General features: G+C 34.9%; 19 protein-coding genes and 1 riboswitch. Of the genes, 11 read left to right on the top strand and 8 right to left on the bottom strand.

The genetic code is table 11. The features are described from left to right. Positions 1-51: 51 nt before the first annotated feature. From AC6CHK_RS14300 to AC6CHK_RS14290, 3 genes are all read right to left on the bottom strand, one after another. Entirely contained in the window at positions 52-1107 is a 1056-nt protein-coding gene (locus AC6CHK_RS14300) for a DUF5074 domain-containing protein (RefSeq protein ID WP_498097281.1), read from the bottom strand. Between the two features lie 12 nt (positions 1108-1119). Continuing rightward, the gene (locus AC6CHK_RS14295) at positions 1120-2973 is read right to left on the bottom strand and encodes a TonB-dependent receptor plug domain-containing protein (RefSeq protein WP_498097280.1); all 1854 of its coding nucleotides are present in this window, start codon (positions 2971-2973) and stop codon (positions 1120-1122) included. Position 2974: 1 nt separating this feature from the next. Beyond that, positions 2975-3152: riboswitch (cobalamin riboswitch) on the bottom strand. Positions 3153-3326: 174 nt separating this feature from the next. Next, positions 3327-3809, bottom strand: a complete 483-nt coding sequence (locus AC6CHK_RS14290; RefSeq protein ID WP_498097279.1) for a cytidine deaminase — start codon at positions 3807-3809, stop codon at positions 3327-3329. Positions 3810-3916: 107 nt separating this feature from the next. On the opposite strand from AC6CHK_RS14290, the gene namA reads away from it, so the two are divergent. The 3 genes from namA to AC6CHK_RS14275 are packed head-to-tail and all read left to right on the top strand — an operon-like array spanning position 3917 to position 5651. Next, positions 3917-4969 carry an NADPH dehydrogenase NamA gene (gene namA, locus AC6CHK_RS14285; protein WP_498097278.1) on the top strand — a complete coding sequence of 351 codons (1053 nt, stop codon included), beginning with the start codon at positions 3917-3919 and terminating at the stop codon, positions 4967-4969. Positions 4970-5000: 31 nt separating this feature from the next. Beyond that, complete coding sequence (locus tag AC6CHK_RS14280) at positions 5001-5288, top strand: DUF2752 domain-containing protein (RefSeq protein ID WP_498097277.1); 288 nt, start codon at positions 5001-5003, stop codon at positions 5286-5288. A 30-nt stretch (positions 5289-5318) separates the two neighbouring features. Then, positions 5319-5651, top strand: coding sequence for a CCC motif membrane protein (locus AC6CHK_RS14275; RefSeq protein ID WP_498097275.1), 333 nt, complete (start codon positions 5319-5321; stop codon positions 5649-5651). Between the two features lie 118 nt (positions 5652-5769). On the opposite strand, the gene AC6CHK_RS14270 is transcribed toward AC6CHK_RS14275, so the two are convergent. Together AC6CHK_RS14270 and AC6CHK_RS14265 are read right to left on the bottom strand one after the other, a co-directional pair. Continuing rightward, entirely contained in the window at positions 5770-6297 is a 528-nt protein-coding gene (locus tag AC6CHK_RS14270; protein WP_498097273.1) for a DUF4136 domain-containing protein, read from the bottom strand. A 1-nt stretch (position 6298) separates the two neighbouring features. After that, complete coding sequence (locus AC6CHK_RS14265) at positions 6299-6478, bottom strand: C1orf53 family protein (protein WP_498097271.1); 180 nt, start codon at positions 6476-6478, stop codon at positions 6299-6301. Between the two features lie 29 nt (positions 6479-6507). On the opposite strand from AC6CHK_RS14265, the gene AC6CHK_RS14260 reads away from it, so the two are divergent. The 6 genes from AC6CHK_RS14260 (at position 6508) to AC6CHK_RS14235 (ending at position 12801) form a co-directional block, all read left to right on the top strand. Beyond that, positions 6508-6840 carry a hypothetical protein gene (locus AC6CHK_RS14260; protein WP_498097269.1) on the top strand — a complete coding sequence of 111 codons (333 nt, stop codon included), beginning with the start codon at positions 6508-6510 and terminating at the stop codon, positions 6838-6840. A 79-nt stretch (positions 6841-6919) separates the two neighbouring features. Beyond that, a complete protein-coding gene (locus tag AC6CHK_RS14255) occupies positions 6920-7828 on the top strand; it encodes a 1-aminocyclopropane-1-carboxylate deaminase/D-cysteine desulfhydrase (protein WP_498097267.1) in 909 nt (302 codons plus the stop codon). Between the two features lie 99 nt (positions 7829-7927). Then, on the top strand, positions 7928-8980 hold the full coding sequence (locus tag AC6CHK_RS14250; protein ID WP_498097335.1) for a glucosaminidase domain-containing protein: 1053 nt from the start codon (positions 7928-7930) through the stop codon (positions 8978-8980). An 85-nt stretch (positions 8981-9065) separates the two neighbouring features. Continuing rightward, on the top strand, positions 9066-10349 hold the full coding sequence (hemL, locus tag AC6CHK_RS14245; RefSeq protein WP_498097265.1) for a glutamate-1-semialdehyde 2,1-aminomutase: 1284 nt from the start codon (positions 9066-9068) through the stop codon (positions 10347-10349). A gap of 148 nt (positions 10350-10497) precedes the next feature. Continuing rightward, positions 10498-11829: an amidohydrolase gene (locus tag AC6CHK_RS14240; RefSeq protein WP_498097263.1), complete on the top strand. Its 1332-nt coding sequence runs from the start codon at positions 10498-10500 to the stop codon at positions 11827-11829. A gap of 126 nt (positions 11830-11955) precedes the next feature. After that, positions 11956-12801: a helix-turn-helix domain-containing protein gene (locus tag AC6CHK_RS14235; RefSeq protein ID WP_498097261.1), complete on the top strand. Its 846-nt coding sequence runs from the start codon at positions 11956-11958 to the stop codon at positions 12799-12801. Positions 12802-12859: 58 nt separating this feature from the next. Here the strand turns inward: AC6CHK_RS14235 and AC6CHK_RS14230 are convergent, their stop codons facing one another. The 3 genes from AC6CHK_RS14230 to AC6CHK_RS14220 all read right to left on the bottom strand — a co-directional run bounded on the left by AC6CHK_RS14230 (position 12860) and on the right by AC6CHK_RS14220 (position 18001). Next, complete coding sequence (locus AC6CHK_RS14230) at positions 12860-14020, bottom strand: beta-helix domain-containing protein (protein WP_498097259.1); 1161 nt, start codon at positions 14018-14020, stop codon at positions 12860-12862. Between the two features lie 216 nt (positions 14021-14236). After that, positions 14237-15412: a beta-helix domain-containing protein gene (locus AC6CHK_RS14225; protein WP_498097257.1), complete on the bottom strand. Its 1176-nt coding sequence runs from the start codon at positions 15410-15412 to the stop codon at positions 14237-14239. A gap of 30 nt (positions 15413-15442) precedes the next feature. Further along, positions 15443-18001, bottom strand: a complete 2559-nt coding sequence (locus AC6CHK_RS14220; RefSeq protein WP_498097255.1) for a TonB-dependent receptor domain-containing protein — start codon at positions 17999-18001, stop codon at positions 15443-15445. 188 nt (positions 18002-18189) lie between these two features. On the opposite strand from AC6CHK_RS14220, the gene AC6CHK_RS14215 reads away from it, so the two are divergent. Both AC6CHK_RS14215 and AC6CHK_RS14210 read left to right on the top strand, forming a co-directional pair. Beyond that, positions 18190-18867, top strand: coding sequence for a response regulator (locus AC6CHK_RS14215; RefSeq protein ID WP_498097254.1), 678 nt, complete (start codon positions 18190-18192; stop codon positions 18865-18867). Between the two features lie 44 nt (positions 18868-18911). Then, positions 18912-19943, top strand: a complete 1032-nt coding sequence (locus AC6CHK_RS14210; RefSeq protein WP_498097253.1) for a sensor histidine kinase — start codon at positions 18912-18914, stop codon at positions 19941-19943. The last annotated feature ends 46 nt before the right edge of the window (positions 19944-19989 follow it).

Raw genomic sequence — 19989 nt, 5'->3', positions numbered from 1 at the left:
AAAATCGGGCGGTTTCTACGAAACCGCCCGAAGTATTTAATGAAGTATTTTTTAGTTTTTATAAAAACCATTGGTTCCAATTCCCGCATTGAAAGTCGTTAAAAGCAAACCGCTTGCAGCATTGTAAATATTTACTTTGCTTGGTCCCGTAAAGCTGGCATCAGAAACAAAAATTCTACCGTCAATAACGTTGAATCCATATGCATTTCCTGTTGATGTCACAAGTGGAATTGTTGGTATCGTTGTAGAATTCAGGCTCATTGAATAAATTTTGTTGGTATTGTCATTAAAATAAAACTTATTCGAATCGATTCTCAGTTTTTGTGCCTTTGCAATTCCTGTAAGTGTAGTTGTTGTAAACGTTCCAGCTGAAGAATTGATCTTATAAATATATGAATCTGCACCTCCTGAAGCAAGCACATACGCATCACCATTGTAAGAAACCAGATCTCTGATAATTCCGTTATTTGGAAGTGTTACTGTATTTTCAATAACATTTGTTGAAGGATTTACAATTGTAATAGTATATCCTGTTGGTAATTCATTAAAGTTAGCGTCGTACTTTACACCGTCAGTTTGTACTACGATTCTTCCGTTAGCCTCTACTAGTTTTTCAGCTGCTCTTTGGAAATTGATGCTTGTTACAAATGAATTATTATCACTGTTATATACATTTAATTTCATCACATTTCCAAAGTTGTTATTTGTCACGAAATACTGACTTCCCGAAAATGCAATATATCTCGGATTTACAAGATTTGCGGTTACCGTAGCCTGCTTTTTAAAAGTTACACGATCTACAACCTGAATTGCATTTGAATTATTCAGCACAAGATAAGCTTTGCTTCCATTGAAAGCCATTGTCTGAAGCACGTCGCCTAAATTTTCATTATTGTTTGCTTTGTAAATGTCGTTCTGCAAAAAATTCAAATCTTGTGTTACAAAACTTACTTCTGCGTCAGGCTTATTAAAGCTTCCTTCATTGGTGATGAAGTATCCGTTTCCGTAAGTGATGGGTTCTAAAGTTTGTTCAAACTCAGAAGTACAAGAAACATTAAAAAGTAAAATGAATGCAAAAATAAGCTGCAAAAATCTAGTTATTTTCATAATATATTAAAGTTAAAAATTTATAGATGCTGTTATACTGTAATTTCTTTTTGGCAAAGGATAATAAGCTACCGTTTTATAAACAGTATCGGTGATATTGTTCACCTTTATGCCTACAATATATTTCTTTAAAAGTGTGGCAGAAACTCCTGCATTTAAAACAAAATAGGGATATAAAGCGTATTTCCTGCTTTCGTCAGAAGTCGTATAAGTCAATCCGTTGAACATTCCCTGTGCATAAACCTTCAAAAATTTATATTGATAATCTGCATTACCAAAAACTTTATGCAAAGGAACGTATGTCAGTTGCTTTTGTGTTTCTAAATCTGTTGATTTGGTATAAATATAACCTGCATTCAGCTTAATAAAATGTTGATTAAACTGTTTTTCGTAAGTCAATTGTGATTCCAGTCCGTAAGATTCAACTTTGTTGGTGTTGAATGGCGACCAATAACCCAAACCTGTATCCAGCCAACGGATCATGTCATTGATACGGATGTAATATGGACTTATCGTCAGTTTAAAATCTCCGGCTTTAAACTCATGATTCATATCTGATTGAACAGAATTTTCGGGCTTCAGATCAGGATTTCCGCCCGGCTGCCAATACAAATCGTTAAATGAAGGAAACCTGAAGTTTTTAGAAAAGTTTAAATTAAAATTATACCAATTGGTGGCTTGCCATTTTCCCGAAAAAGAATATAAAACCGGTGAGCTGAAACCTTCCACAAAATCTTTCTTTATTCCTGCTTCAAAACGTAGGTTTGACGTTGTAAAATATCGTAATAAACCCGCAACAGAACCTACATTTCTGCTTATATTTCCAATTCCGGAAGTTCCTACGCCTTCACCTTGATTTTGTTGAAATTCTCCAATAATATTCACATTCCATTTCGAATTGATAAAATAATTAAAGTCGTTTTTTATAATGTAATTTTTATTACTTCCGCCGCTGTTATAAGTTCCGAAATATTGAAAATTATCTTCTGTGTAAGCTGCTTTTAAGCTGTTTGAAAGTTTGCTTTTGTTGATGTCCCAAGAGATGAGGCTCCTTAAAGTCTGCGCTTCATATCTGCTTTTATTTCCGTTTTCTGTAAAAATAGGATAGTTTTGAGTCGCATCATAAAACTGGCTTTGCCACGAAATTGTCTGGTTTTTTGCAATCTTATAAGAAATCCCGACATTATAAGTTGTGTTGTGAAATTTTCCGTTTCTGTTAATGTAATTTTCCTCCGGAACTTCATAATCATTCTGGCTGATCAGATAATTTCCGGAAACTTTAAAGCTGAATTTATCATTGCTAAAAGAAGCTTTCAGAAAATTATTAAATGTACCGAAAGAAGCAATTTCAGAATTAAAAGTTCCGCTGAAACCTTTATTAAAGCTTAAATCATTATTTAAATGAATACTTCCTCCAATCGCGCCGCTTCCGTAAATTACACTTCCGCCGCCCGATTTTATTTCCATCTGGTCATATCCGAAAAGAGCAATATTGTTCACATCGCCTTGTCCCAAAAACTGGGAATTGATATTGATACCGTTCCACACAAATGCCGTTTGCTGAGCCGTTGTTCCCCGAAATGAAGGCGAAGAAACAGCGCCACGACCATTTTCTTTAATATAAACAGGAGATTGAAATCGTAAAACTTCAGAAAGATTAGATGAATTTTTTTGAATATCAGCTGGAGCCAGCGTAGTGATCTTATGAAAAAGTTTTACCTTATTCATTTGATTATCAAAAACATATACAGTGTCAATAGTTTTCTCCTGTCCAAAGCACAAAGAAAAATTGAATGACACAAAAAGCAAAGCAGAAAATCTTTTTATACCCATATTATTTTTTACTTTTCCTCCGAAAGCAATCATTAATTAAGTTTAAATTCTGGCAGGTCTCCTGACTTTCGTTTTTTCTACACCTTCCCGTGTTGACAGTGGTTTCTGTAGAAAATCTTACATACGATTTACAGTTGCGGGGACAGCTTGGGATTTTCGCCCAATTCCCTATTATTTCCAATAGCTTGGAAACCAAAATTTTTGCAAATATAGTTTTTTAAAAAGAAATAGAAGTTTATATTGAATTTAAACCATTAAGAATTTTTTTAGACTTTATGAATATTAAGTTTCACAATGAATTCGCTTAATAAATTAGAATAATTTAATCTTAATTTATCTAAAACTCTTATCGAATCTTAATGGTTAAATAATTAAAGTTTTGATCGTTACAAAAAAGTAGAATCAAAATAAAATGGCAAAAGATCTTTAATGGAACCTACTTTAAAGACTTCTTCATTCAGATTGGAGAAGTAAAGGTCGATATTTTCATTCTGTTTTGTTTCGTATTCCATCAAGCTTTGTCGGCATGCTCCACATGGTGGAATTGGCGGATTTTTTTCTGAAAATTCTCGCGGTCCGCCGATAACGAAGATCTTCTTGATCTTTTCATTTGGGAAATTAGCACCAATCCAGAATAAAGCCGTTCTTTCGGCACAAAGCCCTGAAGGAAACGCCGCATTTTCCTGATTATTCCCGGAATAGATTTCGCCGTTTTCCAGCAATATTGCGCATCCCACCAGAAAATTTGAATAAGGTGCATAAGCTTTTTCGCGTGCTGATTTTGCTCTTTCAAAAAGAGTTTTTTCTGTTGCATTAAGCTCGCTGCTGCTTTTGAAATGTTCGTAAACGATCTGTATATTTTTTTTCATTTTGTTTCTGTAGAAAGGGCGATAAATGTAACCCTTTTTCGTGAAGCTGACAATATAATTTACTGAGACTAATTTCGTAATTTTAAACTTTTAAAAAATAAAAATCAATGTTATATTCTCCAATAAAATTTAGAAATGTAGAGCTGAAAAACCGATGGGTAATGTCACCGATGTGTATGTATTCATGCGAAAATGGTGTGGCAAACGATTTTCACTTTGTACATTACGGAAGCCGTGCTCAAGGCGGAACAGGTTTGATAATTGTTGAAGCAACCGGAGTGGAGCCACGCGGCAGGATCACCAATCATTGCATGGGAATCTGGAATGACGAACAGGCGGAAAAACTTAAAAAAATTGTTGATTTTGTTCATTCAAATTCTGAAAGTAAAATTGGGATTCAGATTGCACACGCCGGAAGAAAAGGCTCAACATGGAATAACGTCCAAATTCCTGTAGAAGAAGGCTGGGAAACGATTGCTCCAAGTGCGATTCCTTATCATCCGAATGAAAGGATTCCGCATGTATTGTCATTGGAAGAGATTAAAGAATTAATTCAGAATTTTAAAGATGCGGCGAAAAGAGCGGTAAATGCAGGATTTGATGTGATTGAAATTCATGGTGCGCACGGATATCTGATTCATCAGTTTTTGTCGCCTTTATCTAATGTAAGAACAGACGAATATGGCGGAAGCTTTGAAAACAGAACCCGTTTTTTATTGGAAATTGTAGATGCCGTAAATGAAGAACTGAATGAAAATGTAGCACTTTTCGTGAGAATTTCAGGAACGGAATATGCCGAAAGCGGGTGGGATATTAATGACAGTGTTCAACTGGCAAAAGTTTTAAAAAACCATTCGGTTGATTTGATCGATGTTTCGAGTGGCGGAAATATTCATGGTGCAAAAATTTCTGTTTTTGACGGTTATCAGGTTCCATTTTCATCACAGGTGAAAAATATAGCAGATGTAAAAACCGGGGCAGTTGGATTGATCACCAATACTGAACAAGCAGAAGAAATCCTTCAAAAACGTGATGCCGACCTGGTTTTTGTTGCAAGAGAAATCTTAAGAAACCCTTATCTGGCAGTGCAGGGCTCATTTGAAACGAATAATGAATGCTTTTTTCCACATCAGTACTTGAGAGCCAAAATTTCTTCTTAATTTTAGCAGCAATAAATCAAAAAACCAGATTATGAAGATAGAAGACTTTATGCTGTCGTGTCCCAGTAAAAAATTTTTAGGAATAGAATGTTTTGGCTGTGGGACGCAAAGAGCCATTCTTTTGGTTTTTCAGGGAAAGTTTTCCGAAGCCCTTCAGATGTTTCCTGCAGTATATACTTTATTGTTGTTTTTTTTCTTTGTAGCAGTGAGTTTTATTGATAAAAAAAGAAATTATGGACAAATCTTGATTTTTTTAGCAATTATTAACTCACTAATCATGGTATTTTCTTATTTTTATAAACATTTTTTACATATATAAACTTAAAACTAAACATTAAAAAATTAAATTATGAATCAACAAAAATTACCCAACGCTACAGCAGTACTTGTACTTGGAATCGTATCTATTGTCGCTTGTTGTTGCTATGGTATTCCGGGATTGATCACGGGAATCATCGGCCTTGTGCTTTACAAAAAAGACAACGCGTTGTATCAGCAAAACCCAGGCTTGTATTCGGATTATAACAACTTGAAAACAGGTAGAATTTTAAGTATTATCGGTATTGCTTTGAGTACTTTGTATATAATTTCAATAATTATTTCGGGTATTGTTTTCGGATGGGAAGCAATAACTGATCAGGAATTGATGCAGGAAAGAATAAGAGAATTGCAAGGACAATAATCTTAAAATAATTATAAAACTGTAGAAATGCAGTTTTATGTTTGACTAAAATTATCTTAACTAAAAAAAGCCAGCACAAATTTGTGCTGGCTTTTATATATTTTAAAACTTTTATAAATTATCTTTTCATTCCCGGAGGATATTTGGCCATAATTTCAGCCATAATTTGTGGGATTTGCTTCTGTTTTGATTTTGGAGAATCTACGGAAATTCCGCTTCCGATCCCTTGCCAAACCAATTTATTGGTTTTAGAATCGACCATATCAACGATAATTGCGCCTTCGTTATAATTGCTCGTCCAGGTTCTGTTCATGCCGATTCCCCAGCCAAAACCGCCGCCCCAGCCCCACATTCCGTAAGGATTTGTTGAGTTGATGTCTGTGATTTTTTTGTGATTGGCTTTTACATTGATGATAAGATCAGGATTTTCACCTGAGGAAAGACCTTTCATTTGCAATTGCTTAGACAATTCATTCAAAACTCTGTCTTTATCAATATCATTCAGTTTCAGGTCATCAATTCTTATTTTATAGGTTTTATAAGAAGTGAAATTAGCAGTTTCCGCATAATCAGAACGCACTTTGAAAGGGCTGCAAGAGCTAAGTCCTAATGTCGCTGCCAGCAAAATAAAAATATATTTTCTCATTTTATTTATTTTTTTTGGTTTTTATGAATGTATTTGTCTTTTTATCATATCCGTACGGGCAATGTCTACATCCGCTTTTACAGCAATATCCTCTTTTGAGATGAAATTTTTCCGTAAAAACCTTGTAACCCTGCTCGTTGTAGTAAAAGTCTTCATGTTCTTTGATGTCAAAATTTGCCATAAGTTAAATCAAAACTTTATATTTGTTATATGATAATTGTGTGCCAAAAGTTTCTCAAAAATACAAAAATAAACGGCATTACGTTGTACCCTTTTATTTTCATTAAAAATCCTGAAGATAAAAGGAATAAAGTTTTCATCAACCACGAAAAGATCCATTTGAGACAACAATTGGAATTATTGATTATTTTCTTTTATATTGCTTATGTGGCAGAATATTATTATCATTTTTTCAGCTTGAGAAATGCGTATCAGGCGTATTGTGCGATTTCTTTTGAAAGGGAAGCGTATGCCATGGAACATGATTTAAATTATCTCAGAAAAAGAAAATTATGGGCATTCAGAAAATATTTTAGCTCATGAATCCTTTCTTTTAGAAATCAAAACACGGTAGTTAAGATCAAAAAACTAACTTTGTTAAAACAAATATCATTTAATAAAAATGTTATTAAAACTTCCGACAGAAACTATCCCAATTCAGGAAATTTCAATTAATAAAAAAGTCAGACTTTTCATCAAAAGAGAAGACTTGATTCATCCACAGATTTCGGGAAATAAATATTGGAAACTCTTTTATAATATCAATAATTATCTTGAAAGACAACCCGAAAACCCATTAATTATAACTTTTGGCGGAGCTTTCTCCAATCATATTTCTGCCGTTTCTGCGGTTGGAAAGCTTTCAGATATTAAAACTTTAGGCATTATAAGAGGAGAGGAGCTGGAAAATAAATGGCGTGATAATCCGACTTTGGTTTTTGCAAAAAGAAACGGAATGAATCTGAAATTTGTCACCCGCCAAGAATATCGACATAAAGAAAAACTGACCGAATTTTTGCAGCAGGAATTTCCGGATTCATTAATAATTCCTGAAGGCGGAACGAACCAAAATGCTGTTCAGGGCATTAAAATGATGCTGAATAATGAAACAAAAGATTTTGATTATCTTTGCACAGCAGTTGGAACCGGAGGTACAGTTGCCGGAATTTCACAATTTTGTGAAGATAATCAGAAGGTTGTAGGTTTTAAAGTAGTTGAAGATTCATCTTTGGAAAATAGAATTTCGGAATTAACTTCCAAGAGGAATTTCCATCTAAAGGACGCAGCTTTTGGCGGTTACGGTAAAATAAATGACGAAAACATTCGTTTTATCAATGATTTTAAAAGCCAGTTTAAACTTCCTTTAGATCCTGTATATACAGGGAAAATGATGCAGAAAGTTTTTGAACTGATTGATGAAGGATATTTTTCTGAAGGAAGCAAAATTCTGTGTTTTCATACAGGAGGATTGCAGGGAATCGAAGGCGCCAATATGCTTTTAGACAAACAAAACAGAAACTTAATTATATAAAAATTGAAAAACATGAAACACTCATGTCAAAATTTTAATTTACAAATCAATAAATCTATGAGTGTTCCATCTGACGTTGAAAACAATAAATATAAACAGATGAAAAGACTTTTCTTACTTGTAAGCCTTTTAGTTTTATCAAAATTCTCAGCTCAGACCTGGGCCAATGACGACCAATACATTCAGAAATTTGCGCAATATGCTGTCGAAGAAATGGAAAAATATAAAATTCCGGCTTCAATTACGCTTGCACAGGGACTTTTGGAAACGGGCGGCGGACAAAGCAGATTGGCACTTCAAGGGAAAAATCATTTTGGAATTAAATGTAAGGAAGATTGGACGGGTAAAACCATGAAACATACCGATGACGCTCCCAATGAGTGTTTCCGTGTATATGATGATCCGAAGCAGTCGTATGAAGATCATTCGATATTTTTAGCAACCAGAAAATATTACACCAATCTTTTCAGGCTTGATATGAAAGATTATAAAGCGTGGGCGCATGGTCTTAAAAAGGCCGGTTATGCTACAAATCCGCGATATGCTTCTATTCTTATCAGTAAAATTGAAAAATATAAGCTTTATGAATTTGACGATACCAATTCTAAAGAAGTTCTATATGCTGTTCTCAAAAAATATCCTGATCTGAAAGACGACAGAACTTTTATGGCAAGATTGGACCCTCCAAAAGTGGTGAAAAAAGAGCCGGTTACCGTTAAAGTTCCTTACAAACCGACTTCTTATGCGCAGCAGAAGCAAAGAGTTGAAAAAATAAAGACAAAAGCTGAAATTTTAAATTCAATTTTAATAAAAAGCCATCCGAACGAAGGCCTGAAATACATTGTAATTCCTGAAGATACCAACGTGCAGCTCATTGCAAATAAATTTAAAATAAGCGAAAGTAAACTCCTGAAATGGAATGAGCTTGAAAGTGATATTTTAAAGAAAAACGATATCATTTTCCTGGAATCTAAAAACTCTGACGGAAATACGGCAACTTACAAAGCAGAATGGGGCGAAGATATGCACGATATTGCCCAAAAATTCGGAATCAAGCTAAATAAACTTTACGCAAAAAACAGAATGAACGAAGGTCAAAAACCTTCTGCCGGACAATTGATTTATCTGATCGATAAAAAGCCGAGAAACTAAATAGTTATTAGTTGCTAGTTTTCAGTTGACAGTTATGGTTGCTGATGAAACTATCAATTATCAACCATCAACTATCAATAATAAAATGAAATACCAAAGAAGTTCAGCTTTATTCGATGAAGCTTACAAATACATTCCGGGCGGAGTAAATTCTCCTGTCCGTGCATTCAAATCAGTGGGCGGAGTTCCGGTTTTTATGAAATCCGCAAAAGGTGCTTACCTTACCGATGCCGATGACAACACGTATATTGATTACATTAATTCTTGGGGTCCTGCAATTTTAGGACATACACATCCTGAAGTTTTGGAAGAACTGAAAACTCAGGCTGAAAAAGGATTTTCTTTCGGTACACCAACAGAATTGGAAACTGAAATCGCAAAATTTATCACAGAAAATGTTCCGAATATCGATCAGATCAGAATGGTTTCTTCGGGAACTGAAGCTTGTATGAGTGCGATCAGATTGGCAAGAGGTTTTACAGGAAGAGATAAGTTTATAAAATTTGAAGGCTGTTATCACGGTCATTCAGATTCATTTTTGATCAAAGCGGGAAGCGGCGCTGCTACTTTTGGTAACCCGAATTCTCCGGGTGTAACTCAGGGAACAGCAAAAGATACTTTATTAGCCAGATACAATGATTTTGAGCAGGTTGAAGATTTATTCAGACATAATCAGGGTGAAATTGCTGCGGTAATTATCGAACCGGTTGCTGGAAACATGGGTTGTGTGCTTCCTGAAAATGATTTTCTACAAAAACTAAGAAAAATCTGTGACGAGAACGGAGCTTTGTTGATTTTTGACGAAGTAATGACAGGTTTCAGACTGGCTTTTGGTGGAGCTCAGGAATTGTATAATGTGAAAGCCGATTTGGTAACTTACGGAAAAGTAATCGGAGGCGGACTTCCGGTTGGTGCTTTCGCCGGACGTAACGAAATTATGGATCATCTTGCCCCAAAAGGCGGGGTTTATCAGGCGGGAACTTTGAGCGGAAATCCTTTGGCGATGAGAGCTGGATTAAAGACTTTGCAATTGATTAAAAACGATCCGGAATTTTTCAACAGATTAAATAAAACAACGGAAACTCTAGATTTTGGAATCGGAAAAATTTTAAGCGAAAAAGGAATCGAGCACAGAATCAACAGAAAAGGATCGATGATGTCTGTCTTTTTCCATATCAATGCGGTTTCCAATTTTGATGAAGCGCAGAATGCCAATCATTCATTGTTTAATAATTTCTTTCATCAAATGCTGACCAACGGAATTTATCTTCCGCCAAGCGGCTACGAAACGTATTTTATAAGCGATGCAATAAAAGATAAAGAAATTGAAATGACCTTGGAAGCTGTGAGAAAATTTCAGTATTCTTAAATCATAAGACATACAATTTTTAAAGGATGAGGTTTTTTAAGCTTCATCCTTTTTTGTTTAAAAGTAAAATAATTCATACAAGGAAAGTAATAAACCATACAATCGCAAGATTTTACTTCTTTCTAAATTTGTACCATAGAAATTGAATATGGAAAGATCAAATAATATTTCGCGAAAAGATTTTCTTAAAAATTCAGCTTTAGCAATGGCTGGAATTACTTTAACATCTACAGTTATGAGCGCAAATACATTTTCTGATGATAAAATTTTATCAACAAATGGAAAATTAACTTTTAAAAATGTACGTTTAGAAACTGGTTTTGAATATGAAGAAGGTGAAGTGATTTCCACGAAAACAGATTTGTTTTTAGTCGAGACAGAAAACGGTAAAATCACGAAAATAGCTCCGAATAATGCTAACGCAAAAGCTGTAGATGCGAAAGGTTTTTTGATGCTTCCGGCTTTTAAAGATATGCACATTCACCTTGACAAAACTTTTTATGGCGACAAATGGCAGGCTGTAAGAAAAAGAAAAGGCGGCGTAAAAGGAATGATTGCTTTGGAAGAACAAATCATGCCCGAAATTCTGAAAAATTCTACTTTCAAAGCAGAAAAAATGATCGAACTGATCCAGTCGAAAGGAACTGCTTTTGCGAGAAGTCATGTGAATATTGAGCCTACTTCCAAGCTCGATTCTTTGAAAAATTTACAGAAAGCTTTAGACAATAAAAAGAAAAGTTTCGGTGCCGAAATCGTTGCATTTCCGCAGCATGGTGTGTTTTACAAAAATTCTGTTCCTTATTTGAAAGAGGCTGCTCAGATGAATATCGATTTCATCGGTGGAGTAGATCCTTACACGATTGACGGCGCGATTGAAAAGACGATTGATTTTACGGTTCAATTAGCTTTAGACCATCAAAAAGGAATTGATATTCATCTTCATGAAACAGGAGAATCCGGTTTGAAAACGGTTGAATATCTTATTGATAAAGTGAATGAAAACCCTTCTCTGAAAGGAAAAACGTTCTTAAGTCATTGTTTTATTTTAGGAAAATTAGATAAATCAAAACAGGAAGAGATTGCCGAAAAATTAGGCAACGCTCAAGTGGGAATTGCTTCAACGATTCCTATCGGAAATCTTATCATGCCACTTCCTACTTTACAAAAACATCATGTTACCGTCTACACAGGAAATGACAGCATTGTCGATCACTGGAATACGTACGGAACCGGAAGTGTGCTGGAAAAAGCCAATCTTTATGCTCAACTTTACGGTCAGTCGACTGAATTTTTATTGTCAAGAAGCTTAAAAATGGCAACGGCAAATCTGCTTCCTTTAGATGATAAAGGCATTCAGCAATGGCCGAAAAAAGGTGATGATGCAGATTTTGTTTTGCTAAATGCCAGCTGTTCTGCCGAAGCGGTTTCAAGAATTTCAAATGTGGAATCTCTTATTTATAAAGGAAATATGGTATTCTAATTAAAAAAAGGATAAAAATTTTAATTTTCCTGTTGTTTTATCAGATAAAATGTGATTGAAACTAATTGATAAAAGTTGAAAATGATTTCTTTGTTAAATTTGATTAATTTTAGAAGAAAATCAGCGATGAATTATCAGTCAGATCATTTTCAGGTTTTGGGAATTCATGACTTTCGTGAAGACCGGTCTTTAGATAGTAATCTTCTGTTTAATGAGCTTCATGGTGAGCGCACGATTGATCAACCGCACAAGCACGATTTTTTTATCATTAATATTTTCGAACAGGGAAAAGGCAATCATACCATCGATTTTGTAGATTATGAAGTGAAAAATCATCAGATTCATTTGGTTTTTCCTGATCAGGTTCATCAATGGGATATTCAGAAAGGAACTTTAGGATATCAATTAATGATTAGCAGAAATTGGTTTGAAAGTCTCGTTCCAACTTTAAAATTTTCTCAATCATTATATCAAAACCATCCGGTTATAGATCTTCCGGAAACTAATTTTCCTTCTGTTTTATATGAATTTATATCAATAAAGGAGTTGTTGAAAGAAGAAAATATATTTTGGGAAATGATTAAAAAACGAATTGAGATTATCGCATTATTAATCAGTAAAGCAGTTGAATTTATATTTAATAATGATGAGCAGTATAATTCTAATCCTGTTTTTTCAAAATTTTTAAATTTAATTGATAAGCATTTTAAAGAACAGCGATCGGTTTCTTTTTATGCTGAGAAACTTAGTATTTCTGCTAATTATTTAAATATAATTTGTAAAAAAAGTATCAATTCATCAGCCTCTTCATTAATTCAAAACAGAATATTACTCGAAGCAAAGCGTCTATTAAAAGTTTCCGAAATGTCTGTGAAAGATATTGTTTTTGATTTAGGTTTTTATGATCAGGCGAGCTTTTCAAAATTCTTCAAATCTCAAACGGGAATGACGCCTTCGCAATTCAAGGAATAGATTTTAAATAAAAAGTTCCTGAGAAATTTTCAAAGGAACAATATTATAATTTAATTTATTATAATCCGGACCATCCTGTAGCCCAAGCAGGAGTTAGAATGCCGTTTCCTGCGCCGGCAGCATCAGATTTTATGGTATAAGTGGTGTCAATAATTGGGACATCTGCGCCCAAACTGGATTTTAAAGAAACTTCTGTAGTTGTATTTTGAAATAAGACATTGGTAATTCTTTTTTTACCGTTAAAGCGGGCTACGGTAGAATCGCTTTCAATATTAATTCCGGTTTCCCAATCGGACAAAACGATATTATCTAAAACAGCGTAAGTCCCTTGGCTTAAATTTATTCCGTCGGATTCACCTGTGCTTCCGCCAATGAAAGTAACATTTTGGATGGTCGGATTAGATCTTGGAGAAGCATTGTTATTATTTGCATTGTTAATACCTTTTATTCCGTTGTTTCCTGTTCCGTCATCTTTTCTTTTTGTATAAATATTGCTTGCTGCACCAACCCAGCCGTCTGTATAGCTGAAAGCATGATTGGCATTTCCGATAGAAACAAGATTAGAAACATTTACATTTCCGCCATAAATTTGAATACCATCATCTGCAGAATGTATCAATGCTACGTTTTCCACTTTGGTTCCGTTTCCGATACCAAACAAAGAAAGCCCGTTGAATTTTTTATTGGGAGCAAAATCTGCGCCTGCAAATTCTATTCTTACAAAACTTAAAGACCCTGAATTGTCGGTAATTTCAGTGCCGCCATAAGCTGAGTTTCCTATTTCTGATGAGCCGGAGTTTCCTGTATTTAAAGGAGCTTTTCCGCAGATAACCAAGCCGCCCCAACTTCCTGCAGTTTCAGTTTCGGAAGTGAATAAAACCGGAGAACCGGCTGTTCCGTTGGCATAGATTTGCCCGCCTTGCTCAACAAGAATGTAAGATTCTGCGCCTGCAGTTGCTACAATCCTGGTTCCCGCAGGAATTACGAGTTTACCACCGTTTTTTATTTTCACCGTTCCGCTGAGCGTGTAGGTTTTCATAGGATCAAGCGTTACGACCTGTCCATTGGTAACCTCACCTTTAAAATTGTCAGGATCCTGCGCTATTCCTATCAAAGCGATCGTAGCGATTGTATCGTCATCTTTACTGCAAGAATGAATGGTAAATGATAAAATTATAATAAAAGAGGTTATTATTGATTTAAGGTGATTTTTCTTCATATTATTTTGATTTTACTTCTAAACGATATTTTTTAGAAGTTGTTTTATTTTGCGAAGACCAAATTACCATTTTTCTACTTATTTTCAATATACTAAAAAAATGAATTATTTTTTATGTTTCGAATTCAATTGGTATTAAGCTAATAATAGTAAACCCGCTTGGAAAGATACTTTCCGAGCGGGTTTTAATTTAATATAAAGAAACTAATTACTTAATTATTGGATACCAGCCCATCCTGCAGCCCAAGCCGGCATTGCAGTACCGTTTCCAGCACCATTTGCACTTGCATCTTCAGTGAATGTATTAGCCAATAAAGTTGCTGAAGGACTTCCTGTTGTAGCTTTTACAGAAGCTTTTGTTCCTACGTTATCGAATCTCACTTTAGTGATTTTATTAGCACCATTAAAATAAGCTACAGATTGATCATGCTCTACATTAATACCAGTAGTCCAGTTTGATAAAACTACATTGTCAATAGTAGCATAAGTACCTTCTCTCAATTTCATTCCGTCTGCTTCACCAGAAGTAGCGCCAATGAAAGTTGCATTTTTGATTGTAGGGTTAGATCTAGGGTTTGCATCTTTGTTATCAGCATTGTTATCAGCTTCAATACCTCTGTTTCCTACACCTGTTGCTCTTCTTTTTGTATAGATGTTCGTTGCAGTTCCGTTCCAGCCTTCTGTCCAGTCAAAAGCATCATCTTCGTTTCCTACAGAAATGATATTAGATACATTTACAGTTCCGCCAAAGAATTCGATACCGTCATCAGTTCCGTTGATCATAGAAACATTGTCTATGACAGTTCCGTTACCAACTCCGAAAAGCGAAAGTCCGTTAAATTCTTTAGTTCCTGTATAAACTGCTCCTGCATATTCTATTCTTACAAACTTCAATGATCCTGAATTGTCATTAGCAACTGTACCACCATAGATTGCTTCACCTACTTCTGAAGTAGCAGTAGTACCTCTGTTGATCGGGGCTTTTCCGCAGATTACCAAACCTCCCCAGCTTCCTGGTGTAGGTGCCGGTGCTGTTAATACTACAGGAGCAGCAGCTGTACCGTTTGCAAAGATTTTACCATCCTGCTCAACTAAGATATAAGCAGATGTACCACCGTTAGCTTCAATTCTTGTTCCGGCAGGAATCACTAATGTACCACCCGCTTTTACTTTTAAAGCACCTGTAAGCTTGTATAATTTTGTTGCATCAAGAGTAACTGTTTCGCCAGACTTAATTTCACCTTTAAAGTTGTTTGGGTCTGAAGCAGCACCATTTCCGGGGTTTGTAATGATCAGCTCTTCATCATCGCTGTCGCTACAAGAATGAAATACTACAGCTGTCGTTGACATAATGAATGCAGCAGCTATTAATTTTAAAGTGTTCTTTTTCATTTTACAATATTTTTATAATTTATTTTTTATTTAGAATTCGTAAGAAACGCTGGCTCCTATACCAGATCCTCTTTTATATTTTCTTGAAACCTGCTCACCTACGCTGTTATCCTGAACCCTTGTGAAGTAAGGATTGAGTAGGTTTCTTCCGTTCACAGAAAAGCCCATTCCGTTGGCTAATTTGATTTTTAAGGTTGCATCTAATGTGCTGAATGCTTTGTCTACCAGATTGCCTTTTTCTAAAGTACCGATAGCGTAAACATTATCAGAGATGTATGAGTAAGAAACTACAAAATCCATTGTGTTTTTATTACCCCATTTCTGCTCTATACCTAAGTTTGCATTCGCTAAAAATTCTGAAGCTCCCTGAATTTTATCTTTATCTGAATTGAAGTTTACACTGAACTTACTGTTTCTGTTTTCGCGTGTTACTTTTTGATCATCAAGATCTTGTTCTGTATTAAGATATGTACCGTTTAAGAAGGTGTATAATCTTGTTTTACCAGAATCATAGATGTCTTTTCTTACCTCTGCTTCCAAACCAAAAACTCTACCTCTGTCGCCAACGTTTATAAAAGAAACTGAATTTGAAGATGATGCGATTACCACTCTTGCCAATGGGTTTTCAATCATTTTACCAAAGGCAGTAAGTGAAATCAATTCGTTTTTCTTTGGAAACCATTCCCATTTCAAATCAACATTGTAATTATCTGCAAGATAAGCGTCTCTGTTACCAATGCTTGATTCATCGATATCTTCATATTCGAAAGGTGCAACTTCAAGTAGTAATGGAGTCGTATATGTTTTTGAACCTGCCAATCTGAAGTTGTGCTTATCATTCAGACTATACTTTACATTGAATGCCGGTAAAATTTTTGAATAATCTTTGTTTACTTTTCCTCCGTCAGCAAATAGAGCAGTGTTGTATATAATTTCCTGTTTCAGATTATCATAACGTACGCCAACCTGTGCTGTAAGTTTTTCAGAGAACTTGTAATCTACATTCAAATATCCTGCATTGTTCATAATTTCAGATGTGAAATACTGAGGGACAAAAGCATTTTCGTTAGCTTTGATGTCACCTCTGAACGTTACGATATCAAAGAATCCACCCGACTGATAATTGGCATTGTTGAAGAAAGAATCGTAGTTGTTGGGATCAACAAAGTAAGATCCTTGTACCGGAAGAATTCTAAAGTTGTACTGAGTTGCTTTAAAATCGCTGTCCTTATATCTTCCGCTGTATCCTAAAGTAATTTTAGCTTTTTCGCCTAGTTTGTAATCTGCATGTAGATCTCCTACAAAATCATTTTCCAATAACCTGTCATAATATCTGTTGTTGGCTCCTGGGTTAGAACTAGCAAAGAAACTGGTGTCATTCAGCTTATCGTAAATTGTTACATTTTGCTGTCTGTCTGGTCTTCTGCTGTCGAGTCTGTTGTACCCAATATTCCAGCTGATTTTTAATGGCTCTGTAATAGTATGCTCACCTCTCAATTGGTTGACCAATAAATCATTGGTTCTGTATGTTGCACGTCTCAATTGAGTAACATATCTTTCCTGAGAAACGTCTACATCATAATAATCTCTGTTGTATCCATTATAATGACCAAGTTTCTGCTCGGTAGTGTGAATGTAGTTTGAAGATAAATTGATGTTGTGATTAGGATTAATCTTATAATTAATATTTACTAAACCTGTGGTGTTCGTAGTATATTTAAATTCTTCAGAATTGTCATAGATTTTGTTTGGACCTTTTGCGGTATCAAATGATCCTCCGGTAATTCCCTGAAAATAATCATAACTATTATCAAAGCCAGCGTATCCAAAAATGCTTAATTTTCCTTGTTCACCAATTTTAAAGTTGGTGCCAAAATCAAAACTTAGAGCAGAGTTTATAGGATTATTAATCTCCTGATTTTTTAAAGAAGTTGTGAAAACATAGCCTCTGTTTAAAACAGCATTTTTAGAAGGTTTCTTAAGTATTTCAGAACCAAAGTAGTTTGGTCCGTCTTGTAAGAAATAGTTGTTTTTCTGAACTGCATTAAAGTTTACGGAAGAACCCAAATTCACTTTAAAATAAGGCTTTCCGGTGTATACTTTCGTTACAATATCAACGTTAGCTCCGGACATATCTCCCCAAAGTCGAGGATTATATACTTTCTCCAGACCAATAAAATCGATCATGTCGGTTTTAATGATGCTCAGATCAATGTTTTTGAATAGCGGATCGTTTGACGGAACCTGAAGTCCGTTTATCGTTGTAGAATTGTTACGGTCACCCAATCCACGGATGAAGATTTGTCCGCTTCCTTCCTGTTTTTGTGATCCAGTCGCTTTAGTTACCGCTATAGAAACGTCACCTACGCCTTGTTTTTCAAGCTGTACAGATCCTACTCTTTCTATAACTTCCACAGATTTTCTCTGTACGCTGATAATATTAGCTTCCGTTCCTTTTTTTGTTGAGCCCTGAATGACAACTCCTTCAATTTTCTTTTCATTTTTTACGGTGTCAGTTTCCTGAGCGTAAAATAAAGTTCCGGATGTTGTAAGGAACAAAACAGCGATACTTAGTTTTCTAAAATTCATTTCTTTTTTTACTAATTACTTTCGGTGCAAAGGAATAAAAGAAATGTGGGGTAAATGGTTTAGCGAAATTTAAATTTTTCTTAACTAAATATTAATAAACTCCTATTAATATTAAGTTTATGTAAACGAAAATATATTATCGGTTGTATTATTTAAATTTTGTTAACTTTGGATTGTAAAATTTGAAAATGAACCAAAAAAAGATTCTATTAATTGATGATGAACTGGATATTCTTGAAATTCTTTCATACAATTTAGAAAAAGAAGGCTACGATGTTACTACCGCTACAAACGGAAACGAAGGTATAGAGAAAGCCAAAGAAATTATCCCGGATCTTATCTTATTAGATGTCATGATGCCAGAAAAAGACGGTATCGAAACTTGTCAGGAACTGCGTAAAATAAAAGAACTTCAAAAAAGCCTTATTGTTTTCCTTTCGGCAAGAAGTGAAGAGTTTTCTCAGTTGGCAGGTTTTCAGGCCGGAGCCAATGATTATATAGTAAAGCTTATCAAACCGAAAATTTTGATTTCAAAAGTAAACGCTTTATTACAGTTGACTTCTCAGGTTTCTGATAATGCGAAATTAATTGAAGTCGGAGATTTGGTAATAGATAAGGACAACTTTAGAGTTTCTAAAAGCGGACAGCAGTTTTTACTTCCGAAGAAAGAATTTGATTTACTGTATCTTTTAGCTTCAAACACCGAAAAAGTATTCAAAAGAGAAGAGATTTTAGAAAGAGTTTGGGGTAATGATGTCATCGTGGGCGAAAGAACAATCGATGTACACATCAGAAGGCTGAGAGAAAAATTAGGAATCAACACCATTCAGACTTTAAAAGGAATTGGATACAAACTGATTGTTTAGTTCAAAAATCCTATCTTTACAATTAACCTTTAAATTTTGTAAAATTGAAATTTTACAGGCTTAGTTTTATTTCATCTTCACTGCTGACGATGGTGATGCTTGCTTTAGTAATCATATTTGATTTGCTGAATCAAAAGTATTATCAGAATTCGTTCTTCAAAATTGGTTTTTTGATATGCATTATTGTAATGTTTATCGTCAATTATATTGTTTTGGAGTTACTTTTCAGTTATTATGCCAAAAAGCAGATCCGCAATATTTCCAAGATTCTTCCCGAAGAAATTGCTTATGATAAAGAGCAGAATATCACCTTAAAAGAATTGGGTGAAAGGTTTTCTGATTTTAACCAGCAGAAAGTCACGGAAATGGATATGATGAAGAAAATGGAAAGCTACCGAAAAGAATATATCGGAAACGTTTCTCACGAGCTGAAAACGCCGCTTTTTTCGATTCAGGGATATGTTGAGACGCTTCGCGAAGGTGGTGTTGAGAATCTTGTGATCAGAGACAAATATCTCGAAAGAATAGCGATTTCTGTGGAAAGGCTTATTGCGATTGTAAATGATCTTGATATGATCAATAGGCTCGAGGCTGGAGAAATCAATCTTACCATATCAAAATTTGATGTTAATATCCTTATTAAAGAAATATTCGATCTTCTCGATCTTGAAGCCGAAAAAAACAATACGGTTTTACAGCTGCAGACACTGCACAGCCAGATATTTGTAGAGGCCGACAAGCAGAAAATTTCTCAGGTTTTTATCAATCTTATTTCCAATGCCATTCATTATGCCAACAGGCAGGAAGCAAAAGTGGTGGTGAAAACAAGTGTGCTCAAAAATAAAGTTCTGATCGAAGTCATTGACAACGGAATGGGAATAAAATCTGAGCTTCTGCCAAGAATTTTTGAAAGATTCTACCGCGTGGAAACCAGCCGCAGCAGAAGACAGGGCGGTTCTGGATTGGGCCTTGCCATTGTAAAACATATTCTAGAAGCTCATAACGAAAACATTACGGTGGAAAGCGTTTATCTGGAAGGCGCAAAATTTAGCTTTATGCTCGAAAAAAGTAAATAAACGCCCCAAAAATGTAAGCAAAAAAAATATTCTAAAAAGTCATTAA

This window comes from Chryseobacterium sp. GQ58, assembly GCF_059758895.1.
The sequence above is the reverse complement of the archived record's forward strand: the minus strand, read 5'-3'. Positions and strand labels throughout refer to the sequence as shown.